The sequence below is a fragment of the Mongoliibacter sp. genome (genome assembly GCF_007692705.1).
Lineage (GTDB): Bacteria > Bacteroidota > Bacteroidia > Cytophagales > Cyclobacteriaceae > Mongoliibacter.
In genome coordinates this window covers 1-20,412 of record NZ_REBN01000198.1, presented here as the reverse complement: position 1 = coordinate 20,412, position 20,412 = coordinate 1, and the positions used below count along the sequence as shown (strand labels likewise).

Here is a 20,412-nt window from a genome sequence, read left to right as displayed (position 1 = left end):
AAAGGAGAAACGGGAGATCAGGGAATCCAAGGCGAGGCAGGTGAACAAGGTATTCAGGGTATCCAAGGTGAAGTTGGTCCACAAGGAGAAAAGGGTGATACTGGCGATCAGGGTCAAAAAGGAGAAACAGGCGAACAAGGAATCAAAGGTGACAAGGGAGAAAAGGGGGACATTGGGGATGAGGGTTTAAAAGGTGAAGATGGTATTGCGGGTCAAAATGGATTAAGTGCTTATCAAATAGCTGTAAACAATGGCTTCACTGGTACGGAACCGGACTGGCTGACTTCTTTGGAGGCAGCTCAGGATATTTCAGGGATTGCCATCAATGCAACTGCAATTACAGCGCTCGAAGAGGAAAAAGCACCTTTGTTTAGCCCCACCTTTACCGGAACCCCAACCTTGCCAACAGGTACTAATGGTGTGACACAAACAGCTGGTAATAATTCAACAGCACTAGCCACAACTGCATTTGTAAATACAGCTATTAGTAGTGTTCCTGCAGGTCCTTTTGTCACCACAAGCAATGTGACCAGCAACAGTGGTGGAACCCTCGCTACAGACAACTTTGTATTTGGAAGCAGTCAACTGGCCAATGACAACACCACTACAGACGATGATGCCCGTATGTTTTTTGATAAATCCAAAGGTGCATTTAGGGCAGGCGCTGTCGATAGTGACCAATGGAATGATGCTGGTGTGGGTAGCTATTCGGTAGCTATGGGCTATAATTCTGAAGCCAATGCCGATTATAGTGTGGGGATGGGTTATTATTCAGCTGCATTTGGCGAAGGTGCTGTGGCTTTAGGCGCTTACACGCTAGCCAGTGGCGATGGATCTGTGGCAATGGGAAGTCCAGTTTTAAACCAAACTACAGGTCCAAAAGCATCTGGATTTGGAAGTATTGCCTTAGGTATAGCCACTTCTGCAACGGGCAAAGGAGCTTTTGCTTTTGGCGAAAGCTCTACCGCGTCTGGTGCAATTTCCATTTCTGGTGGGTATTTATCGAATGCCACAAGAAACAATTCAATAGCTATTGGACAAGAAGTTACTGCAAATTCGATCAATGAAATTGTTTTTGGAAGATTCAACGAAGTAGGCCCCTCTAGAGGCCAATGGATAGTGACAGATCCCTTATTTACTATTGGTAATGGATCAAGTGGGAGCACAAACAACGCTTTCCAAATTTTAAAAAATGGAGATGCTACACTCGATGGTAATTTTACTGCTAATAGCTTTGCTGGTGACGGGTCGCAGTTAACAGGTATTACAGCAACTATAGCAGATGGAGCAGTAACTAGCGAGAAGATATTGGACGGAACGATTGTAGATGCTGATATCTCAGAATCAGCTTCCATAGATCAATCAAAAATTGCGGATTTAACCACTGATTTAGCTGCAAAAGCACCAGTAGAATCGCCTATTTTTAGCGGCAGCGTTGAGGTAGTAGGGAGTTTATTCGTTAATGGAAATACTAATATTTCTGGAGAGACTAATATTGAAGGTGATTTAACTGCCACCCGTTATGTTTTAACAGCTCCTACGGGTGTTTCAGCAGCTAGCACGACAACGCTTGACTTAAGTAGCGGGAATGTGCTGACAGTAAACCTTGGCGCAAACATTACTTCGATCAGTTTGAGCAATGCAGCAGTGGGTACTTACCTGATCAAGTTTATCCAAGATGGCACAGGAAATCGTACAGTAGCTTTCCCATCTGAATGGAAATGGTCTGGAGGAACCGTACCAACGGTAACAGCAGCTGCCAACAAAACAGATATCGTCACCCTGATCTATGACGGGTCGACATACTATACCGCTATTTCACAGAATTTCTAATTTAAACCAGCATCCGCCCACCGGCTAAGGTGGGCGGAAAGTTATACTCAAAGGCAGAGTAGAAAAGGATGGGGTGGAAAAATGAAGCTTCAACAAAGCGTTTCACTCAACCCCTCCATCAACTAAAACAAAATAGAATGAAGAATACATTACGATACATTACCATATCTTTTTCTGTCCTTTTGGGGATGATCAGCTCAAATTTATCTGGTCAAGTAGTGCCTTTAGGTTTTGTAAATTCAAAAGCCGAAGAAACAATAGTAATAGTAGAGGTAACTGTTGCAGGTAAGGTATGGTCAAAAACCAATCTGGATGTAACCAAATATAGGAATGGAGAGGATATTGCCTATGTTGACAATGAAACTACTTGGGCAGCAATGACAACCGGTGCATGGTGTTATTATGGGTTTGATCCTAATAATGCGAGTATGGGTAAATACTACAATGGCTATGCAGTACATGATACCCGTGGTTTGGCACCTTCGGGATGGCATATTCCTACTAAAACAGAAGTCTCTTATGCTGGCTTTTTTGATAGTGTTTCTAAATTAAGGGCTTCGTCTTCATGGACGCTAATAGGTACAGATGATTACGGTTTTGCTTTAATGCCAACGGGCAGAATAAATGACAATGGTGGTTCTGCATTTACTGCAGTAGGAGGTGAATATACTAATCTGTGGCTTTCCTCTTTTAATAATGGTCAAGTGAATCAACCAGAAACAATGAAATTTTTATACAATTCTGAAAATATTGAATTTACAAGGCCTCCAACAAATGGCAGATATTTAAAATGGGGAATGACTATACGGCTGATGAAAGACTAGCATTAAAGATAGTGTAAAATTTCAATCGGAGAGTGATGCTTTTGAATACAAAAAAGAATTCTATTATTTCTACTTTTTTAATGAAGGAGAGATTAAAACGACGTATTGAAAAAATATAAAATGGATTGACATTATAACTAGATATATAAAATTATAAACTAAATACTTTATGATTTATAAAAATGTATTTCTTAAATAAGTCGATCAAAAAAAAAATATTGAAAAAAGACATAAACTAAAAATCAATAAAGCTAAAAAGATGAAATAGAGTATGACCCAAAACGACCCACAGAGTAATGATTATAATCCATGCGAAGATTCCATGTAAAAATCAAATTATAACCACATGAAAACAAATTATAAAAAAATCACCCTCCTGTGTTTGCCGCTCCTCGCTTGGAACATGGACCTCTCGGCCCAATCCCTCCGCAATGACATGATCAGTGCCATGGGTGGCAATTACCAACCTGCCGATTTGGGTTTTACCATCCACCAATCCATCGGACAGAGTACTGTGATTGGTACTTTCTCCAATGCTTCCCTCAGCCTGAGTCAGGGATACCTGAGGGGGATACAGGTCCTGCCCAAAGAGATCGTGGCCCCTTTTGAAGTGATCCCTTTTCCCAATGCATTTGCGGATCGGATTACATTCAGGTTTGTGACAGATAATGCCGAGGAGACCCTTTTCACGATTTATGACATGACTGGTAAGAAGGTATTCGAAGACACGCTCGTTCCGATAGACAACGAAGTATTGCTGGATCTTGATTTTCTTGCCAATGGACTCTACTTGGCTATCCTGAGATCAGGAAATCGACTCATTCAAAAGCGGATCGTCAAAAACAAATAGAACAAAGTCGGCTACAAAATTAATCTCAAAGGACTGTTACTATAGATGGATAATAGCTAGGCAAGTTGGCTTAGTAAATAAACTTACAAGGACGAGTCAGAAAATAATGGAGTTAAAAAAAGAAGTTTCTTCAATGCTTTTTTATCAACTGATAATTAAACTAAAACAAAATAGCATGTGTCTTACCCTACGATATAAGGTCTTAAGTTTAAGCTTATTTTTAGTGATGGTATGTCTTAGTGGAAAAGCCCAAATAATGCCTTTTGGGCTGTTGCAAAATAGCAATGGCTCATCAGCTGGTGTTCAAGCCACCGGTGGAACGGTGACAGATATTACTGATAAGGGTGTAAATTATCGCGTTCATACCTTCACCACTTCTGGTAATTTCATTGTAACTGTTGGTGGTGAGGTGGAATACCTTATTGTTGCCGGTGGTGGTGGAGGTGGCGCAAATCACGCTGGCGGTGGTGGCGCTGGTGGATTGCTTACCAATGTTGGGAGCATACCTCTAGTAGTCAATTCGCAGAGTTATGCAGTAACTGTTGGGGTAGGTGGTGCTAAAAGTACAAATTTCACCAATACTGCAGCCTTAAATGGAGGCAATTCTTCATTTGCTACTTTCACTGCAATTGGAGGTGGTGGTGGTGGGAATAGGAGAGATAATGGAACAGCAGGATTAGAATTTGGCAAATCTGGAGGTTCTGGTGGTGGTGGTGGCGGACAGGGGTCCAACAATACTCCCACAATTACAGGGGGTACGGCGACATCCGGACAAGGTTTTGCTGGTGGAACTGCATCATTTCATGCCGGAGCTGGCGGTGGAGGTGCAGGAGGAGTTGGAGAGACTACTTTTGGATCTGTCGGAGGTAATACCTCCACCACTTATCCCGGCGATGGTGGCCCTGGGCTGTCCTCTTCAATTTCTGGTACAACTAAGTGGTACGCCGGTGGTGGGGGCGGTGGTGGATGGATAAATGGACCATTTGCTGGGTTTGGAGGTTCTGGGGTAGGCGGAGACGGGCAGATTAACGGTTCGCAACGGGTAAATGGAACTGCAAATACTGGTAGTGGTGGTGGCGGAGCCAACGGTGGCGGCAATACTAACGGCGGCAACGGCGGTTCAGGCATCGTCATCATTAGATATGTAAGATAAAAGGTACAGTAATGGTATTTAGGTTTCCCAGATGGGTCGTCGCCTGGCTTATTTTAGTATAATTAATTAAATACGCATTGGCCCTCAATGCCTCTTGAGTATGGGCTTTTTTCAATTATTGGTCATTGAAAAAAGACATAAAATAGAAATCAATAAAGCTGAAAATATAAAGTATAGTTATAAAAAATTGACTCTCCTATCTTTTCTAGATTTTGATTTTCCTGCCAATGGACCCTATTTGGGCATCCTGAGATTAGGAAATCGACTCGCCCAAAAGCGGATCGTCAAAAACAAATAAGATAAAGTCGGTTAAGGGATTGATCTTAAAAGAACAGTTAGGATAGATTGGTATTCGAAAGGCAAGTTGGCTTAGTAATTAAACTTACAAGGACGGATTAGAAAAGAATGGAGTTAAAAAATGAAACTTCAACAAAGCGTTTTACTCAGACACTACATCAGATAAAACAGTATGAAAAATTTAACACGAAACAAGGCCCTCTTTTTTTGTATTCTTTTAGGTATGATTAATATAAGTGTTCATGGACAGGTAATGCCTTTTGGGATGCTAAGTAAAGGGGCTACTACAATAAATAATCCACCAGCAGTTGGCGATTTTCATCAGGGCGGTGTTATTTTTTATCTTTTCCAATCAGGAGACCCTGGTTATGTAGCTGGCGAAACACATGGTTTGATAGCTGCTATAGAGGACCAACATTCAGGAGTCCAATGGTGGAAGGATTTTACTTCAACATTTGCTACAGCTAAAGGCATAGGAGCTGGACAGACGAATACAGCAAAAATTATTAATACTTATGGCAGAAATGATATATATGCAGCAATTGTTTGCGATGACTATTCATTTACGGTGGAAGAAGAAACGTATGATGATTGGTTTTTACCTTCAGAATATGAACTAAATTTAATGTATTTAAATAAGGGTACTATCGATGCTATAGCAGTGGATAAAGGAGGTCACATATTTTTTAATCGTTATGCAAGTTCTACCGAGTGGAATAATGGCTATGCAATGACACAAAACTTTAATGACGGTAGGATTTACCACTTAAATAAGAGGGATGGAAGGAATGTGCGTGCTATTAGGGCTTTTTAATAATCCTAGTATATGACAGCGAAGCACCTCTTAAAAAAACACCGAATTTTTTCTAAAAATTGAATAAAAAATTCGTCTTAGGTAATCATTCAGGGATATCATTCCATGTATGTTCAAAAGCGGGTCCTCAAAAATAAATAGGGCTATTTCGGTTAAAAAAACTCAATTTGAACTGGTATCGATTTGGTATTCGGTAGGGGAGAAGCCGGTCTGTTTTTTGAAATTTTTGTAAAAGGTACTTCTATTGGTAAACAGGCATTTGATAGCAAGAGAATCAATGGTATGAGTGTCCAAGTAGCCCGATTGGATCAGTTTCATGGCGTACTTTACTTTCAGGATATTTTGATACTCCCCGAAAGTACAATAGGTGTAATATTTGAAAATGTACTTCAGGTGACTCTGCGGATAGTCTATTTTGAAGGCAAGCTGCTTTAGGGAAGGTAAGTCTGTGAAATTTTGAAGTAGTTCATGCTCAGATTTTTTGATGGCGAATATCATTTCTTCCTCCTTGCCCTTTACTTTCTTTTCTACCTCGAGGTCATCTTTTTCTGAATCCCCTTTTTTCTTATTTCGCCATACTTCAATTTCTTCTTTGGTGGATGTATTTATTTTTTCGAGCAGCAGCTGTTCACCATACAAGATTACAGGATTCTTCAAAATATACCCGATGATAAATAACCAAATAAGGGAAGTGATATTATAGAAATTGATCAAAACATTCTGACCTTCTTCATTTGAATAATTTAAAAATATATAATTGGCCAAAAAATAAATAAGAAAAGAGAATGCAAATATGATCAAAGTCCAGTTTTTAATGGATTGAAAATGAATAAGTTCCTTGTAATTTTTATTTTGGAATAACTTCTCACGGATAAGCAGCCCTGTAAAAACAATGTAGGCAGAGGAGTATAGTAAGAAAATTGCTTTTAAGATGACCAAATTAGGATTGAAAATACTGCTTAAAATGGCGATCAGTATTGGGATTGTAAAGTGTAGAACAATCCTTTTAGAGGAAGTATTCTTAAATATCAAGTTGTGAAAAAACAAGTAATACAAAGGGGGAATAAAAAATGTAAAGAATAAGTTTCTCTGAAGAGGATTAGCAAAGGATTCAAAAAGTTCAAAGACTTCAAGTCCATTTAAAAATCTTTGGACTCCTGCTGTAGCCATGATGAGCAAGAAGAAAATATTAAGATTTTTATCTTTTTTGTGGTTCATCAAAATGATGGAAATGAGAACCAGAAGGGTCGAACCAACGAAGAAAGATAATAGGTTTAGAATCATTTGAGCATGTCAATAATTGTAAATAAAAGGTATTTTTTTTTGCTGAAAATTCGGCTTGGAATTCATTCCTCAGATGTGTTTTCTGATTTTTTCAGGAATTAACAGAGTAGACAAACAGGTGATAAGGCTTGAAATGAAACGGAAGGGCATTTTCCTATTGATATATTTATAAAGTTATAAGATTTAATCTCGATTTTGTAATTGAACATTTTCATTAAGAGGGTCCCTTTCTGGGTCTAGGCATACCGGCATGCACTACCTGATGTCTTATTACATGGTGTCTTGAAAAATAAAAAATACCATTTAATGGATTCCCAAGATCACTTAAATATTCTAATCTCAGGGTTTCTTTGCGTCAACCTGATTTTGGATAAGATGCTAAAATTTTTTGCTGGATTCAACTAGAAAAAAGTAAGCGTTGAATTTAAGCGTGTCAATTAGCTGAAAGATGTGTCATATTCTTCAAAATGTAGATCTAAGCAATTACATCCATTTTTTTTTGGATCAAATTTAAGATTGAAAATAAAAAATAAGCCACAAAATTCTATGAGTACCCAAACGATCTGGGGTGTAAAACTTCGATTACAAAAATTTAAAATGAAAAAGTCAATACTAAGCTTACTCTTTTTCTTGATTTCCACGGCCTTGATATTCGCTCAAGATGTGTTCTTCAAGCCAGGTAGTAATTCCAATACTGATGATTACAGAAACAACGATGGCTGGGATGTATCGCAGTCGACTTACTTTAATGGCTTCTTAACAGGTACGGCCTTTTCACAAGAAAATTATGATGCCTCGCTACAAGACTTGAACCAGTTAGATTTAGTTGAGGGCGTTACACCCAATTTAGAACCAACCTACTCCTATTCAGCCCCAGATGCTAGCAAAAGTATGATGGATACTGACGGTTTGACGATTGCTGATGTGGGAGCAAAGGTAGACTTAAATTTTGCGCCCTTTGTAACCACATGGGAGGTAAGCGCCGATGATTTATCTATATTTATTCCAACAGCAAAGAGGCCTTACGATTTTACCATAGACTGGGGCGATGGCACAACCCAAACAATTACTGGCTCAAACCCAAAACCCAGCCATAGGTACAAAGCAGCGGGGACTTATACGGTAAGTATTAGCGGAAACTTTCCAAGCATGTTTGCGGGAGACTTTTACGCTGGAGTTAATAACCGCAAATTAAGAACTGTAGAACAATGGGGAGATATCGAGTGGCAAGATATGCGGTCTATGTTTAGAAACGCACAAGATATGACATATAATGCCACCGATGTACCAAACTTATCGGAAGTAATAAGTATGAGAGAAATGTTTTCAAATAATTTCAACTTCAATGGAGATATTAACAACTGGGATGTCTCCAATGTTAGAGACATGTCAAGTATGTTTAGAACCGCCAGATCCTTTAATCAAGATTTAAATAATTGGGATGTATCGAAAGTCATCAATATGCATTTCATGTTTCTTGGAGCCAGTAGTTTTAATGGGAATATTTCTAATTGGGACGTATCAAGTGTTACTGATATGAATTTTATGTTTTCGTCCGCATTTGCCTTTAACCAAGATTTAGGCAGTTGGAATATAAGCAAGGTTGTTAATATGAATAATTTTTTACAAGGGGCGTCAGTATTTAGCCAAGACAACTACGATGCTCTTTTAGTGGGCTGGAGCCAACTTGATATCTTAAATAAAATATCTTTTACAGTGGATGTCAAATATTCCTGCGCCGGGGTATTCGGGAGACAAGCGCTTATAACTAATTTTGACTGGACCATTTCCGATGGTGGTCTTTATATGCCAATCCCTAGCTTGGTCTTAGATGAAAATAACCAGGCCAGTATTACAGAAGCCATGCTAACGGCCAATTGTGGGGACTATACGGTAAGCGCAAGCCCCCTTAATTTTGATTGTGCCAACTTGGGCATTAATGAAACTACCATAGAGATTGCCGATAACTTAGGTAACAGCGTCTCAACAACAATAGGCGTGAGCGTAGTAGACAATACCCCTCCAGAAGTTGTAATACGAGATTTTACGGTTGCCTTAGACGAGAATGGAGAAGCTGTGGTCACAGTAGATGATGTCATCACTGCTATCACAGATAACTGCTCAACCGAGTTTAGCAGCTTTTTTAGAACTGAATCTGGTGTCGTTTCAGATTTGTCCAAAGTTTATGCCTTTGGCTTTGAAGATTGGTACAATCAAGGAGGAGATATTGATTATTCATCATTGCATTCCTATTCCTTTGATCAAACCAACAATACCATTTCCGACCCTAGATTAGTATTTAATGTCAACGAGTTTGATTTTAACCTAGAGAGGGCTTATGATCCTATTGCCTTTGATCAGGACCCTAGTTCAGGAATGGGTTATTTTATTGTAGGACATCGCCCTCGCAGCTTATTGACCTACAATTTTGATACAGAAGAAGTTACCGATACAGGAGTGATTATAGACGGTAATGCATCAGATATGACCTTCGATCTTTTTGGTACAGCCTACGTTTGGATCGATGACAACATTAAAACTTTAGATCTTGCTACCGGTATAACGACTACACTAGTTGCTGTTACGCAAGGCGGCGGCGGTAAAGGCTTAACCTACGATTATGACAACCACCGCTTAATATTGGCATCTGGGGGAGCTAGGGGTAGTAAAATAAGCATTGGTGCGGTAGATCTAGCGACTGGTACTTATATAGTTTTAGCAGAGGTAGATGCACCCGCTTCCAATGTAAGTAGTGGAGATTTTTCTACGTTTCAGGGGATTGAGTATATAGGTAACAACAATTACCTGGTCTCTGGGGGCTGGTGGAGCTATATGTTTGGGCTGCTTAATTTAGAAACGCTGGAAGACGGCAGTATTCAACCTAGTTTTAACGTAACCGTGCCTGACACCTACCTGATAAACCCAAACCAACCGGGCTTAAAAGATTTGTTTGTCCCATTTGAAAAAGGTAGCATTAGCTTGACTTTTGAAGGCTGCGAAGCCTTGGGCGAGTATACCTACGAGCTGGTAACCAGGGATGCCTCTGGTAATACAAGCCTGTCCAACGTGACGATTAAAGTGATTGAAGACATAGCCCCAACCATAATCACCCAAGATATCACGGTAGAGTTGGATGAAAATGGAGAGGCAAGAATCACCGCAGCGCAGATTGATAATGGCAGTAGTGATAATTGCGGCATCGAGAGCCTTAACTTGGACATAGAAACCTTTGATTGTTCCCATATGGGCACAAACACCGTAATTCTTACGGTTACTGATGCGTCCGGTAATGAAGCTACGGGTACAGCTACCGTTACTGTAGTAGATAACGTACCACCGGTGGTATTGACTCAGGATATAACGGTGCAGTTAGATGCGAATGGTGAAGCGATTATCACGCAAGATCAAATAAATAATGGTAGTAATGATAATTGTGGAGGAGGTGCTGAGCTTACATTTACTTTGAGTCAAAATTCCTTTACTGAAATGGGTACTTACACGGTAACGCTCATAGCAGTAGATGCTTCCGGTAACTCGGCTAATGCTGATGCTACTGTTACTGTAGAAAAGTCAGATATTTCCAGTTTCCCAATAGAGTCGATCTCGGATCAGATCTACGTGGGATCTGCTCTTGAACCTTCCGTTGTGCTTAAGGATGGTAATATGACCTTGATAAAAGGTACGGACTATGAAGTTACCTATTCTGATAATATCAATGTGGGTACTGCTACGGTAATAATAAAGGGTATCGGTAGGTATAGGGGTGAAACGAGTCAAACTTTTATAATTATGAAGGCACAGCTGACAATTACCGCAAATGACAATAGTAAAACCTATGGAGAAGCCAATCCAGTTTTGACCTTTACTTACGCTGGCTTGGTGAATGGAGATGAAAAGGTAACTACAGAGCCAGGCATCAGTACTGCTGCAACAGCGGCTTCTGGAGTTGGCACTTATCCGATCACGCTGACAGGAGGTGCAGATGATAACTATGACATTATTTTGGTCAATGGATCCTTGGAAATTACCCAAGCATCTCTGATAGTCACTGCAAATGCAAATCAATCAAAAGCCTTTGGAATGGTTGATCCTGTATATACATACACAGTTGCGGGGTTTGTAAATAATGATTCGGAAACAATTCTTTCTGGGGCTTTGGATAGAGAAGGAGGAGAGGAGACTGGTAGCTATGCAATTAGACGTGGTAGCCTTTCAGCTGGGGCTAATTACAATATCAATTTCATATCAGCAGACTTCTTAATCACAGCTGCGGAGATAGAAATGGTATTCCACCCAGCTAATGGACAAACAGATTGGGGTCAAACTCCAACGCTACCAAATACAGTTGGTGTAATGACTACAGATGGCCAAATCTTGGAGTTCCCAGTTTCTTGGAATTTGAATCAGATAAATGTCTTTGTAAGAGGGGAGTACCCAATGAATGCAGTGATCAATCTGAGGGCAGGATATGTCAACCCGAATAACCTTACTGCTGACATTGTAATGACTGTATTGCCTAAGCCAGGTCCTAGAAATATCACTTTGGACAACAATACATTTAGAGCAGATAGCAAGCAAACTGAGATCAGAGTTGGCGTATTGACGGTAGAAGATGCAGTAGACAATATCCATACACTGGAATTGATTCAGGGGACACATCACAGTGAATTCTTTACAATCAGAAATGGAGTTCTTTTCTGGAATTCATCAGAAAGAGCAGAAGGAAGAACCCATTTTAGGGTGCATGTTAAACTGACTGATAGGGATGGTAATGTGATAGAGAAAGTCTTTACCGTAGAGCGATTGAGAGAATCTGTGAGTGCTATTGAAATCTTTAACTCCTTCACTCCTAATGGAGATGGTAATAATGATACTTGGGGAGTTTCTGAATTAAGATTCTATTCTGATGTGGTGATTCAAATATTTGAGCGAAGTGGCAAGCGATTGTTCTACACCCAAAATCCTGACATCAGATGGGACGGAACCTATGAAAACAAAGAGCTGCCAACAGGCACTTACTATTGGGTGCTGGAAGTAAGGGAAACGGGAGAAACAAGAAGAGGAATGTTGAATCTACTTAGGAAATAAATTGTACCAAGTACCATGTACGATGTACCAAGCGCCGCTGCTTGGTACTTGGTACTTTGTACATGGTACAAAAAAGCACAAACATGAAAAAATCAATCATCATATTCATAGGAATAGTCCTAGTTACTACTACGGATATTCTCGCCCAATCGAGAAAATACATTTCCCAGTTCAGCCATTTACAGGGCTATTTCAATCCGGCATTGACGGGCTATGAGGGGTCTATGCTTCGGGGCTTTGTCCGGAATCAGTGGGCAGGCTGGGAGGGAGCGCCGATGACTTACTTTGCATCTGGAGAACTGGACTTTGGCCAGCTTTCGGGAGAGGCCTATGGTGATGTATTGGGCAAGAATGCCGCAGGTTTTTCCATTCTGCATGATCAGTACGGAGCCTTTGCGGAGACGGAGATGGTTGTCAGCTATGCTTCCAGGATACAGGTTGGAAAGCAAAGCAACCTGAGACTTGGAGCTGGTATCAACTACAGGACAGTCCGTCTGGACGGCAACAACCTTACTACCGAGCAGGCGGATGACCCAGTGGTGGGGCAGTATGTCGGAAGTTTTTCGGATATGAATGTATTGGATTTCAATCTGGGCATGGCACTGACGCATACCAATTATTATGTGTCTTATGCAGTACACCATGTGTCCCGCGGAGTGATCAGTTCCGGGGATGTATTTATGGAGCGCATGCCTTTGGTGGGTGTGTTTCAGGCGGGATACCGGGACAGGCTGAGTGAAAGCCTGGGTATTGCGGCTAACTTTATGTACAGGAACCAGACAGACCTTCCGGACAATGTGGAGCTGAATGTGAAGCTTATTCTGGTGGAAAAGATATGGTTGGGGGGAGGTCACCGGATAGACTATGCGAACAACTTTCAGTTTGGGATTCTTCTGGACAGGATGAGAATCGGCTATATCTACGAATTACCTATGCAGAGAAGCTACCTGATACCAAATGTGACGCATGAATTTATGCTGAGCTATTCGCTATTTGGGGACAGGAAGGGGATAATCTGGTAAGGGAAGATTTAAGATATTAGATGTAAGACGGAGTCACAATTGGAGAGTTAGGGGCGGGGTGCCGGGATAGTAAGGGCAAAGGTAGAAATCGGCCACAGACAAGTTAATCTCATCTACATGGCAGCATTTGGTTACCGTGTTGTACTGTTCTTTCAGTGGCGCCACATCGCTGAGGGAGCTTTCTACTGGACTTTTAGCCTGACAGGACAGGCTTGTCCATATGGGGATGCCCTCCTCTTCTAAAAGATCGACTATATCTGACGGGAACAGCAAACGGCCAAGCGATGTGTTCAAGGATTTATATATGGAGCTTTTCAGTAAATACCGCCATGTTTTGCCGGACAGCCGACTTAAAATGGAGGTGATAAAAAAGCTTTTCATCGTTGACTCAACAGTCATCAGTCTGTTTAAGGATATTCTCAAAGTAGCAGGAAGACCCAGAAAGGACGGCAGAAGTAAAGGGGGTATCAAAGCGCATGTTATGATTCAGGCCGCAGAACTGATGCCCTGCTTGGTCAGGTTTACAGAGGGCAGCCGACATGACCATACTTTTCTTAAACATCTCAACCTTGCTGAAGGGTCTTACATAGTCATGGACAAAGGATACACCGATTATCTTCAATATGCCCAATGGACTGACAGAGGTATTTATTTCATAACCCGAATGAAAGATAATGCTGTTTACGAAGGTCTGGAGGAGATAGAATTACCAGATGACAGGGACCAGGATATTCTCAAAGACGAGGTCATAACATTATACTACTCTGTAAACGGTAAGAAAGAGCCTATCAAACTCCGCAGAGTAGCATTTTGGGATGATCAAAACTCAAAACTTCTTGTCTTTCTGACCAATAGTTTTGATCAGGAAGCCTCAACTATTACAGGAATCTATAAATATAGATGGCAGATTGAACTGCTCTTTAAAAAGCTGAAACAGAACTTTCCGCTCAAGTATTTTCTCGGGGACAACCAGAATGCTATTGAAATTCAGATATGGTGCTCTCTTATCTCACTCTTGTTAATGGAAGTTGTCCGAAAGACCATAAAAAGTAAGTGGGCTTTCTCTAATATGGTTGCTTTGGTCAGATTTTATTTGGTAGCGCTATTAGGTGTTCCTAAACACCATGTATACATCTGTTTAAATGAAGTAATAAAGGTTAAATTTTCAGATCTCCGTGCTCAATATAGAGTTGAATATGCAAAAGAAAAGCTATTGAACTTGGATAAAAAAACATTACCATTTAGGCTATAGGAATTGAATCCGGTTTTTCTACCAGATCCAACTTTTATAGAGCTTTCAAATTGCATGCTGGTATTATTCCTAAAGAATACATTAGGCAATAAGGGGCTTCTATTGATATGATTTTTTTGAGGCTGTATTGGTTATGAGATAATTTAGTTAGCATCATTCAGGAAGTTTTTTTAGCTGTGGAAGTTTCCTTGCGGACTTACTCTGAAGAAATTAGTAAAAATCTATGATAGATTTAAAGGTTAACTTCATATCGCTTACAAAAAACTTCACTTCATTTCATTTCATTTTGTGCTCTAGAGATTACTGCTCTTCTTTGATATGATTAAGCCCTAAAGTTAAAGTTTACATTGGATCTATTATGTTCCAATCAATATTGATCTGGCAGTGCCAAATATTTCCTTGTTGCCTAAATTTAGCAAGCTTAATTCATGATACCGGTTTTTTGTATAAAGAAGGGATATACTTCGAGAATTATTTTGCTTAAGTTTCTCCTTATTCTCGTCCTGTTATTGACAGCTAATGGTCTTAAGGCTCAGAGGATATATCCCTATTTTTCTGGGATTTGCCAACAAAATATAGAATGTCCATATACGCAGACGGGAGAAGGAAAGATTTCAGATGGCAATTTAACTACTTTTGGATCGGGCGAATTCTCAGGAATGGGAACAGCTTATTTGTATGTTGTTTTTGATTCTCCTCTTAGGTCTAATGATAAAATTGGAGTAAAGCTTGGATACAATAACAATATTTTTTTTACTGATGAGTTTCTTTCAACCATTAATTTTTATCCATTAGATGAGGATGGATTCCCTTTTTATGAGCTTGATTCCGATGGAATTCCAATTGATGAAGTAATAGATTTTCAATCTCCTCAGCTTGAACTAGGAGAAAGTACTTTTGAAATTATTCTGGATCTTATGGATTTTGATTTTTCGGAAATAGAAAGCCTTTATGGACCGGAAAGTGTTTATGGAATAGAAATGTTTATTGATAACTCTTCGGGAATCTGGACAGATAAAGATTTTAAAGTTTATGAATTTTATATTTTAGATGCTTCCTGTCAGGATTATATAGATTATATCTATACTAATGAGCTTGATAATAACGGAGTAATATCAGAGAACATAGAAGAGGACAAACCAAAAACGCTGACATTGGATCCAAAAGATGGATTTGTCAAAATTTCCTTTTTATTTGATTCTTATGCCTATGTAGGGGATTCCATTTTTATGGTTTTTGAAAAGAATGGTGGTTTTTCACTTGAAAACAGTGAAAATTACTTTGAGGTCTTTTCCTATTCGGATAATAATGAACAGTCTCCTATACAGGTGGATATGGATAAGGCCAAATTAAAGGATAACGGTAATGGTGAATTCGTCCTTAGCTTTCCTGTACAAGAGTCTTTTAATCGGGTACTGTTTGACTTGAAGGAAAAAATAGAATTGAAGTCATTAATCCGTAAATCTGGTGGGAATCCCATTGCTGTAAGTCCCGAAGGTTTTATAAAAATAGATGAAGATGGTAAATTTATTTACCGAGAAGGGAATGATCCAATATTACTGAGACCTGACTTATCCAATGCTACCGGGTTTCAATGGTTTTTTGATGACAATTTGGAAAATGAAATAATAGATGGGGAAGTAGATGGCGTGACTTATTCCATTTTAACGGATGAAAATTGGACTTTGAAAATCGAAAATTTACCTTTTCGTGAGGAGCCATTTATGGTTTTTTTAAGTGCAACAGACCCGGTGTCTGGATGTCAAATTGTAAAAAAAATAGATTTTGAAGTAGAAGGCATTATTCTCCCTTTAATTCAAATCTCATTAGAAGGGCAAATGTTATCCAATCAAACAGCTTTGATGCAGTGGATTATTCAAACTGAGGGTGGAGCAGCATTGACCTCAATGCGATTGGAGAAAGCAAAAGAAGACTTACGCTTCGTTCCCATTTCTGAAAATATGGAATGGGTAAATGATCAGGAATTTGCTTTTACAGATAAGTTTCCATTTCGAGGAAACAACTTTTACCGGGTATCTTTCAACATCAAAGATTCTGGTGAAATGATGTATTCAGATGTAATAAATGTCCGTAATAATGAATCAAATTCCGGAAAGGATTTTTTCGTATACCCGAACCCTTTTGAAAGTCATCTTTTTGTGGAGTGTGACGAATTTTTATCAGGCCCAATATATTTAAACATATATGCTTTGGATGGTAGAAAAATTGTAACCATACATGATGCTCAGATTGAAAGGTTGGGGAACAAGCTTAGAATCGACTTGGGGTTTTTACAAAAGGGTGTTTATCTACTGAATATCCAAGCCTCTTCTTCCTTGAGGTCCTTCAAAATCATTAAGAGATAATTTATTTTTTCACACTTCCTTTACATAAAGTATCAATTAATTTTTAGCTAAGACTTTCGGTATTTTTATTGTTCTGAATCTTCATCATTGTAATTGTCATTGTTATTGAAAATCAGAATTGATGTTGTTGCATCAAGTTTGAATTGCAAATAAGGTAGTGTGCTATCCAATTGAATTGCCAGTGCAAATTCAGCTTTCATTGGATCTTAAAAAATAATTAAGTAATGTTTAAGAGATTTAATTGGTTTAGGTTTTTTCTTGTTCTTTGGTTAAATCTAGTATTTTGTGCTAATCTTATTGCGCAACAAACTGTTTCTCAAGCTTTTTTCCACCCTTCTTATGGCTATCCCGACAGTGTCTTGGAAGTTTTCGGCAGCGATTTTAATATCAATTTAACTGTACGAATTGGAGAAAGTGATCCCTGTGAAATCATCAGTGTGAGTGAAGATCAAAAGTCGATGCGGGTTCGTTTACCCTCTGATATTTCATCGGAAAATGTTCTGATTTATTCAGGAGAGGACTTACTTTTTGAATCTTTAGGCCCTTTGGCAGTGATTACCCCACCTTTATTTTTGTCCACGCCTATTTTAGAAGTTCACTATAACAATCCCTATTCTTATTCTATTATTAATGATTTTGTGGGTAATTCGGACAGCAATATTTTTCCGGATTCAATACCCACATGGCTCAACCACTATCAAGATACTTTAGTAGTTAATGGGGACGAAACAATAGAATATAAAAACTTTAAACCTGTGCAGTTCGGGGATTTTGGTACAGCCACCATCGGTGGGGTAGCTGAAGATCCATTTGGTAACGCATATGTTATTCGATCAGACGGAACTGAAATATTTAAAGTTGATAAGGTCAGCGGCAATACAGAACTCTGGAAATCAGGATTACCACGTTTGAGTAGAGGTAGTTCCATTTCTACACTATACATTTCTGATGATTATCTATTTTTACCTTTAAACAATAGTAGATTAGATAGAATTCTTTTATCTGATTCTATCAAGAGCGTTCAACCCTTGGTGGGTAGTGGTACAGGAGGAACCTATTCTCTGGCTCAATATGGTGGGGGCTATTATTTAGCAAATTTTCAGAATCAAAGGATTGAGAGAAAATTAAATGATAATTCTTTAGAGCTTATACTGGGTTCAGTCAGTCGTCCCACAGGTATTTCATTTGAAAATAATAACCGATTTTACCTAAGTTCTGGTCCGGAAAACTCTGAAACACCAGGACAATCCATTTTATTTTACAATTTAGATTCTCTCAATGCATCTCCTAGATTAATTTTCAGTTCTTCAAAAATAATTGGTGGAATAAATAAGACCCAAAACCAAGATTTTTTTGTTGCCCTTTGGGAAGGTGGTTTGGTAAGGTATTATCCTGAAAAAGATAGCCTCGCCCAGATTAGCCTCACTGATACGGAAAATGTAAGGAGTATCTCCAATTCTGGCCGTGGCAGTGTGATTTACAGCAATTTTAACTCTGATAAACTGTTTAAACTTCAGAATTGGTCACTCCTCGCCGGAACACCCAAAAAATCTGATGTGGGTCTTCATAAAGTGATTTTAAGATCAAATAACGATGCCGGAGATGGGTTTCAGGAATTTTTTATTCGCGTAATTGATACGATCCCCCCAACTTTGATCGAAGTACATCCGGAACATGAGCGTATTCATGTTCCCCTGGACACAAAATTAAAATTGACTTTTGATGAAGAAATTGGTTTAGGCAATGGAGGTAGATTAGCTATTTTCGCAGGGAGCTCTTCAGAACCCCTTCAAATCTTTGACCTGAATAATGCAGAGGATTTGCAATATTTAAGCATTACGGAAGATCAATTGTCCTTGGAAGTGGTTTTAAAGGAAAAGTTGCCTTACGACAAAAAAATAACCATTGCTGTTGAAAATGATTCTAATGGTAATTTTATAGAAGATTTAAGTCAAAATCCTTTTGCGGGATTCTCATTTGAGTCAGATACATGGCACTTTTTTACCAAAAAACTTCTGACTATAAATCCGGATCTTATCAGAAAAACTTATGGAGAGGAATATGTTTTTTCCAATCAGGATTTTACATTACAAGGATTAGAGGAGGGTGATCCTTCACCCCTTATTGTGATTTCTTCAGAAGGGTCACTTTCAAGTGCTTTGGTAGGTCAGTATGCCATAAATATTTCCCAAATCACTGGTTTAGACGAAGAAAAATATGATTTTTTACTGGAGGAAAGTTTTTTAGAAGTTGAACCTGCTTTGTTGACTATTCAGGCCGATGACAAGCAAAAGACTTATGGGGAAGAAAATCCTCCGCTTACCTTTAGCTACATAGGACTTGTAAATGGAGACAGTCGGATAGCCGTCGAACCTGAAATTTCAACCTCAGCTGATGCAGGTTCTGTTGTTGGTACCTATGGTATAAGGTTGAGCGGAGGCTCAGATGTTAATTATGATATTACCTTGGTGGACGGCACATTGACTGTGAGCAGGAGGTCCTTGACCATTACCGCCGATGACAAACAAAAGACTTATGGAGAAGAAAACCCTCCGCTGACCTTCAGTTATTCAGGACTTGTAAACGGAGACAGCAGGATAGCCGTCGAACCTGAAATTGCAACAATGGCCAGTGCCAGTTCTGGAGCGGGCAACTATGCCATAACTTTGAGCGGTGGCTCAGATGATAACTATGATTTTACCTTGGTGGACGGCACATTGACTGTGGGCATGAAGTCCTTGACCATTACCGCCGATGACAAGCAAAAGACTTATGGGGAAGAAAATCCTTCGCTTACCTTTAGCTACACAGGACTTGTAAACGGAGACAGTCGGATAGCCATCGAACCTGAAATTGCAACCTCAGCTGATGCAGGTTCTGTCGTTGGTACCTATGCGATAAGGTTGAGTGGGGGATCGGATGATAATTATGATATTACCTTGATGGACGGCACATTGACTGTGGGCAGGAAGTCCTTGACCATTACCGCCGATGACAAGCAAAAGACTTATGGAGCTGAGAATCCCCCATTGACCTTTAGCTATACAGGACTCGTAAATGGGGATAAGAGGATTGCTGTAGAGCCGGACATCTCAACCGAAGCAAATAGAGGTTCTGTTGAAGGATCCTACGCTATAACCTTAAGTGGTGGATTAGATGATAACTATGATATCACCTTGGTGGATGGTACACTTACTGTAGGCAGAAAGACTTTGATCATTACGGCTGATGATAATCAGAAGACTTATGGAGAAGAAAACCCTCCGCTGACCTTTAGCTACACAGGACTTGTCAACGGGGACAGCAGGATAGCCATAGAACCCAAGATCTCTACCAGTGCCAATACAGAATCTGTCGTAGGTGCGTATGCGATAACTTTGAGCGGCGGCTCAGATGATAATTATGATATAGTTCTGGTAGATGGTACATTGACTGTAGGCAAAAGAACCCTGACCATTACCGCCGATGACAAGCAGAAGACATATGGGGAAGAAAATCCTCCGCTGACTTTTAGCTACACAGGACTTGTCAACGGAGACAGCAGAATAGCCCTCGAACCACAAATTGCAACCAAAGCTGATGCAAGGTCTGGAGCGGGCAACTATGCGATAACTTTGAGCGGCGGCTCA

General features: G+C 39.6%; 12 protein-coding genes and 1 pseudogene. 11 read left to right on the top strand and 2 right to left on the bottom strand.

The window, feature by feature from the left end:
- The 5 genes and pseudogenes from EA341_RS13725 to EA341_RS13705 all read left to right on the top strand — a co-directional run.
- Positions 1-1,833, top strand: a pseudogene (locus tag EA341_RS13725) (hypothetical protein); the annotation flags it as partial.
- Positions 1,834-1,970: 137 nt separating this feature from the next.
- Positions 1,971-2,657: an FISUMP domain-containing protein gene (locus tag EA341_RS13720; RefSeq protein ID WP_293015565.1), complete on the top strand. Its 687-nt coding sequence runs from the start codon at positions 1,971-1,973 to the stop codon at positions 2,655-2,657.
- A 346-nt stretch (positions 2,658-3,003) separates the two neighbouring features.
- Positions 3,004-3,507: a T9SS type A sorting domain-containing protein gene (locus EA341_RS13715; protein WP_293015564.1), complete on the top strand. Its 504-nt coding sequence runs from the start codon at positions 3,004-3,006 to the stop codon at positions 3,505-3,507.
- Between the two features lie 175 nt (positions 3,508-3,682).
- Positions 3,683-4,660: a glycine-rich domain-containing protein gene (locus EA341_RS13710; RefSeq protein WP_293015563.1), complete on the top strand. Its 978-nt coding sequence runs from the start codon at positions 3,683-3,685 to the stop codon at positions 4,658-4,660.
- A gap of 469 nt (positions 4,661-5,129) precedes the next feature.
- A complete protein-coding gene (locus tag EA341_RS13705) occupies positions 5,130-5,771 on the top strand; it encodes a hypothetical protein (RefSeq protein WP_293015561.1) in 642 nt (213 codons plus the stop codon).
- 162 nt (positions 5,772-5,933) lie between these two features.
- Here EA341_RS13705 and EA341_RS13700 read toward each other — a convergent pair whose 3' ends face one another.
- A complete protein-coding gene (locus EA341_RS13700; protein WP_293015559.1) occupies positions 5,934-6,989 on the bottom strand; it encodes a helix-turn-helix domain-containing protein in 1,056 nt (351 codons plus the stop codon).
- Positions 6,990-7,652: 663 nt separating this feature from the next.
- Here EA341_RS13700 and EA341_RS13695 point away from each other — a divergent pair.
- From EA341_RS13695 to EA341_RS13680, 5 genes are all read left to right on the top strand, one after another.
- The gene (locus EA341_RS13695) at positions 7,653-12,143 is read left to right on the top strand and encodes a BspA family leucine-rich repeat surface protein (protein WP_293015557.1); all 4,491 of its coding nucleotides are present in this window, start codon (positions 7,653-7,655) and stop codon (positions 12,141-12,143) included.
- Positions 12,144-12,226: 83 nt separating this feature from the next.
- Positions 12,227-13,165: a type IX secretion system membrane protein PorP/SprF gene (locus tag EA341_RS13690; RefSeq protein ID WP_293015555.1), complete on the top strand. Its 939-nt coding sequence runs from the start codon at positions 12,227-12,229 to the stop codon at positions 13,163-13,165.
- A gap of 106 nt (positions 13,166-13,271) precedes the next feature.
- Positions 13,272-13,367, top strand: a complete 96-nt coding sequence (locus EA341_RS19010) for a DUF4372 domain-containing protein (protein WP_367127528.1) — start codon at positions 13,272-13,274, stop codon at positions 13,365-13,367.
- Positions 13,368-13,385: 18 nt separating this feature from the next.
- The gene (locus EA341_RS13685; protein WP_367127524.1) at positions 13,386-14,417 is read left to right on the top strand and encodes an IS4 family transposase; all 1,032 of its coding nucleotides are present in this window, start codon (positions 13,386-13,388) and stop codon (positions 14,415-14,417) included.
- A gap of 476 nt (positions 14,418-14,893) precedes the next feature.
- Positions 14,894-16,783, top strand: coding sequence for a T9SS type A sorting domain-containing protein (locus tag EA341_RS13680; protein WP_293015554.1), 1,890 nt, complete (start codon positions 14,894-14,896; stop codon positions 16,781-16,783).
- A 65-nt stretch (positions 16,784-16,848) separates the two neighbouring features.
- Here EA341_RS13680 and EA341_RS13675 read toward each other — a convergent pair whose 3' ends face one another.
- The gene (locus EA341_RS13675) at positions 16,849-16,983 is read right to left on the bottom strand and encodes a hypothetical protein (protein ID WP_293015553.1); all 135 of its coding nucleotides are present in this window, start codon (positions 16,981-16,983) and stop codon (positions 16,849-16,851) included.
- A gap of 24 nt (positions 16,984-17,007) precedes the next feature.
- Here EA341_RS13675 and EA341_RS13670 point away from each other — a divergent pair.
- On the top strand, positions 17,008-20,412 hold a 3,405-nt coding region (locus EA341_RS13670), incomplete at its 3' end, for an MBG domain-containing protein (protein ID WP_293015551.1).

Bases quoted from the DNA above. Each gene is read 5' to 3' on its own strand.
- EA341_RS13720 (WP_293015565.1), top strand. From the start codon at position 1,971: ATGAAGAATACATTACGATACATTACCATATCTTTTTCTGTCCTTTTG.
- EA341_RS13715 (WP_293015564.1), top strand. From the start codon at position 3,004: ATGAAAACAAATTATAAAAAAATCACCCTCCTGTGTTTGCCGCTCCTC.
- EA341_RS13710 (WP_293015563.1), top strand. From the start codon at position 3,683: ATGTGTCTTACCCTACGATATAAGGTCTTAAGTTTAAGCTTATTTTTA.
- EA341_RS13705 (WP_293015561.1), top strand. From the start codon at position 5,130: ATGAAAAATTTAACACGAAACAAGGCCCTCTTTTTTTGTATTCTTTTA.
- EA341_RS13700 (WP_293015559.1), bottom strand. From the start codon at position 6,989: ATGAACCACAAAAAAGATAAAAATCTTAATATTTTCTTCTTGCTCATC.
- EA341_RS13695 (WP_293015557.1), top strand. From the start codon at position 7,653: ATGAAAAAGTCAATACTAAGCTTACTCTTTTTCTTGATTTCCACGGCC.
- EA341_RS13690 (WP_293015555.1), top strand. From the start codon at position 12,227: ATGAAAAAATCAATCATCATATTCATAGGAATAGTCCTAGTTACTACT.
- EA341_RS13685 (WP_367127524.1), top strand. From the start codon at position 13,386: ATGGGGATGCCCTCCTCTTCTAAAAGATCGACTATATCTGACGGGAAC.
- EA341_RS13675 (WP_293015553.1), bottom strand. From the start codon at position 16,983: ATGAAAGCTGAATTTGCACTGGCAATTCAATTGGATAGCACACTACCT.